Origin of the sequence: Streptomyces sp. AB3(2024) (genome assembly GCF_041862025.1) — a bacterium.
In the GTDB taxonomy this organism is placed as follows: Bacteria; Actinomycetota; Actinomycetes; order Streptomycetales; family Streptomycetaceae; genus Streptomyces.
In genome coordinates, this window is record NZ_JBGWAB010000276.1 from 1 (window position 1) to 3,242 (window position 3,242).

Consider the following 3,242-nt stretch of genomic DNA (forward strand, 5'->3'; position numbering starts at 1 on the left):
CATCGAAGCTGGCCGCCGATCCGCGGCTCCATGCGTACGTCCAGGAGCGACTGTCCGGAGGGATCTGTACGCCTGGCGGCACGGCGATCGCAGGACCGGCGACAGGCGCGTGGACGGGGCGGAACAAGCCGCATCGCAAGGATCGCGCGTGGGTTCAGGCGTGGAGTCCGGAGCAGATCGCGAACCGGATCAAGCTTGATTTCCCGGATGATGAGTCCATGCGTATCAGCCACGAGGCGATCTACCAGGCTCTCTACATTCAGGGCCGCGGGGCACTGAAGCGGGAGCTGATCTTGTGCCTTCGCACGGGCCGCGCGCTGCGCGCCCCGCGTGCTCGTTCGCGTCGCAAGACCTGGGCACATGTGACGCCCGAAGCGTTGATCAGTGAACGGCCTGCCGAAGTCGAGGACCGTGCCGTTCCTGGCCACTGGGAAGGCGATCTGATCATCGGGCTGGAGCGGTCCGCGATCGGCACTGTCGTCGAGCGGCCGACTCGATTCACGATGCTGGTGCACCTCCCGCGCGAGGAAGGTTACCGGCACAAGCAATCGGTTGAGAACAGCCCCGCACTGGCCGGTTATGGGGCGATGACGATGAAGACCGCACTCGCCAATATGATGTCGACGCTGCCCGAACAGCTGACACGATCGCTGACCTGGGATCGCGGCAAGGAGATGTCGGCCCATGCGCAATTCAGAGTCGAGACCGGCATTCCCGTGTTCTTCGCTGATCCGCATAGTCCGTGGCAGCGCGGCACGAACGAGAATACCAACGGGCTCTTGCGCCAGTACTTCCCGAAAGGAACCGATCTCTCGAGATGGTCCGCTGAGGAAGTCGAGGCCGTCGCTCACACCCTCAACAGCAGACCCCGCAAGACTCTCGGTTGGAAGATACCCGCCGAGGCATTCAACGAGCAGCTAAAATTGCTTCAACAGGCTGGTGTTGCAACGACTGATTGAATCCGGTCAGTACACCTCGATCAAACTGACAACCCGCCTGCTCAAAGCCGGGATCGAGCCGAACATGGGCAGCGTCGGGGACTCCTACGACAACACGCTCGCGGAGGCTTCGACCGCGCCTCCCCCGCAGGGATGACGGTGATCGATCCGCTCCACGTCTGAATGCACGGCGGACGCGGCCGGGGCGGTGGGCGTGGCGTCGGGATTGGTACGGGTTGTCGGGTGATGATGGCGCGGTGCGACTTGATCACGTTTCCTACGCGGTGGCCCGCGACAGCTTCGTCTCGACCGTCCAGTGGATCGGATCGGCCCTCGGCGCCGGATTCGTCGACGGGGGCGTGCACCCGCGATTCGGCACCCGCAACTTCATTCTCCCGCTGAGCGGCGGCACCTACGTCGAGGTCGTCACCACACTCGACCACCCCGCCGCCGACCGCGCACCCTTCGGCCAGGCGGTCGCGCGCCGCGCCGCCGAGGGCGGCGGCTGGCTCGGTTGGGTGGTCTCCGTCGACGACATCGCCCCGGTCGAGGCCCGCCTCGGCCGCACCTCGGCCGAGGGCCACCGTGTCCGCCCCGACGGGTTCGACCTGCGGTGGAAGCAGATCGGCCTGCTGGAACTGCTGGAGGACCCGCAACTGCCCTACTTCCTGCAGTGGTTGGTCCCCAACGAGGAGCGCCCGAGCGCCGACCCGCGCACCCCCACCACCATCCACGGGCTCTCCATCGCCGGCGACGCCGCCTCCATCGCCGAATTCCTCGGCGAACCGGCCGACCACCCCCTCGACCAGATCGACGTCACCTGGGCCGAGGATGAGGAACCGGGCCTGGTCTCGGTCGAGTTCGCCACCGCCCACGGCCCGGTCACGATCTGACCAGCGCCTCGGAACTGGTGAAGTCGCATGTTCAGGTATCGCGTATTCCTCATGAGGACGGTCTTGGTGTCACCTTGCGTGGCCACCACCAGTCGGGACCTTCAGACCGCCGCCCCTCTACGCCGTCAGCCTGTGAAGGGGCTGAACCGCTTCTGATGTGTGACGACGGCTCCCCGCGAGAGCTATACCAAGGCCGCCGGTAAGGGTTGGAGAAGCCTCAACGAGCCGGAATCGTAATCGCGTTACGAGCTCTTATTGATCCGAGACGGTTGGGGTTCTGGGTCGTTGTAGTGGTGTGAGCGATCTGGTGGGGGACGCGCGGCACCTGTCGCCGACGGCGCAGGAAGCGTTGCGGCTGCGGGCGGTGGCCGCGCTGGTGGAGGGCCGCGACCGTGCGGAGGTTGCGGCGGTGTTCAAGGTCTCGCTGAAGGCGGTGGACGGCTGGTGGGCGAAATGGCTGACCGGCGGGCGTGATGCGCTGACCGCTCGCCCGCGGGGCAAGCGCGTGGGCGAGCACCAAGTGCTGTCCGAGGCCGAGCAGGCGGCCCTTCGCCAGGCGGTACTCGATCACCGCCCTTGTGACCTTGGGTTATCCGGGCAGCTGTGGACGCGTGGCCAGGTCGGCGTACTGATCGCGAAGTTGTACCGGGTGCGGCTGACCGAGCCGGGGGTGGGCAAGTACTGAGGTGACCCCTGGGGTGTGGACACTCTGACAATGGATCTTGGTGGTCCGAGGAAGGGTGTCCTGGTGGGACGTAGGTCTCCGTATCCGGAGGAGTTCAGGAACGATGCGGTCGCGTTGTGGCGTGCGGCCGCTGGTCGGCGTACGTACTCGGCGGTCGCGGCGGATGTCGGGGTGTCCGGCGAGACGCTGCGGAGCTGGGTGCGCCAGGCCGACGGGCATGCCAGCCGCGGCCACGCCCGTGGCGGCGAGGCGGCCGAGGGCCAGGACGAGGAGTTGACGAGGCTCCGGGCGGAGCTCGGCCGGCTGCGCAAGGCCGAGAAGGAATGGGAGCTTGAGCGGGAGATCCTGCGGCGGGCGGCCCAGTATTTTGCGAAGGAGATGAGGGCATGACCGGCCGCTGGGACTTCATCTCCACCCATCGAGGTTGTTGCGTTTTGATGAGCTGACCCGGTTGTCGGCATGCCGCAGTTCGTGATCACGGACGTGCGGGTGTCCCGTGGCTGGTGCTGTGGGGATGAGGAGTGCTTCTCCGCCCGTCGGCTCAGGCGGTCAGAGCAGTGGCTCGCTCGCCCGGAGCCAGGTTCAGGACCTTTCGGAGGTTCAACACCATGGCGGCGAAGTCGAGTTCGGCTTGGCAGGCGGCGAGTCCACGGCGAGAGAAGCGACGGAGGTTGGTACGGTCCTTGAGGTGGCCGTTGACTGGTTCAACGGTGGCGGCGCGTCGTT

The 3,242-nt window shown here is 66.4% G+C and carries 5 protein-coding genes and 1 pseudogene; 5 read left to right on the forward strand and 1 reads right to left on the reverse strand.

Translation table 11 applies throughout. The features are described from left to right. From ACEPPI_RS40225 to ACEPPI_RS40245, 5 genes and pseudogenes are all read left to right on the forward strand, one after another. A partial coding sequence (locus ACEPPI_RS40225; RefSeq protein ID WP_373920197.1) for an IS30 family transposase occupies positions 1-959 on the forward strand: 959 nt, incomplete at its 5' end. After that, positions 940-1,095, forward strand: coding sequence for a hypothetical protein (locus tag ACEPPI_RS40230; protein ID WP_373920201.1), 156 nt, complete (start codon positions 940-942; stop codon positions 1,093-1,095). The genes ACEPPI_RS40225 and ACEPPI_RS40230, both read left to right, overlap by 20 nt. 100 nt (positions 1,096-1,195) lie before the next feature. Then, positions 1,196-1,831 carry a VOC family protein gene (locus ACEPPI_RS40235; protein WP_373920198.1) on the forward strand — a complete coding sequence of 212 codons (636 nt, stop codon included), beginning with the start codon at positions 1,196-1,198 and terminating at the stop codon, positions 1,829-1,831. A 355-nt stretch (positions 1,832-2,186) separates the two neighbouring features. Next, positions 2,187-2,513: pseudogene (locus tag ACEPPI_RS40240) on the forward strand (helix-turn-helix domain-containing protein); the annotation flags it as partial. A 66-nt stretch (positions 2,514-2,579) separates the two neighbouring features. Further along, positions 2,580-2,906 carry a transposase gene (locus ACEPPI_RS40245; RefSeq protein WP_373920199.1) on the forward strand — a complete coding sequence of 109 codons (327 nt, stop codon included), beginning with the start codon at positions 2,580-2,582 and terminating at the stop codon, positions 2,904-2,906. Between the two features lie 151 nt (positions 2,907-3,057). Here the strand turns inward: ACEPPI_RS40245 and ACEPPI_RS40250 are convergent. Further along, positions 3,058-3,242 (reverse strand): transposase (locus tag ACEPPI_RS40250; RefSeq protein ID WP_373920200.1); only part of this gene is annotated, 185 nt, incomplete at its 5' end.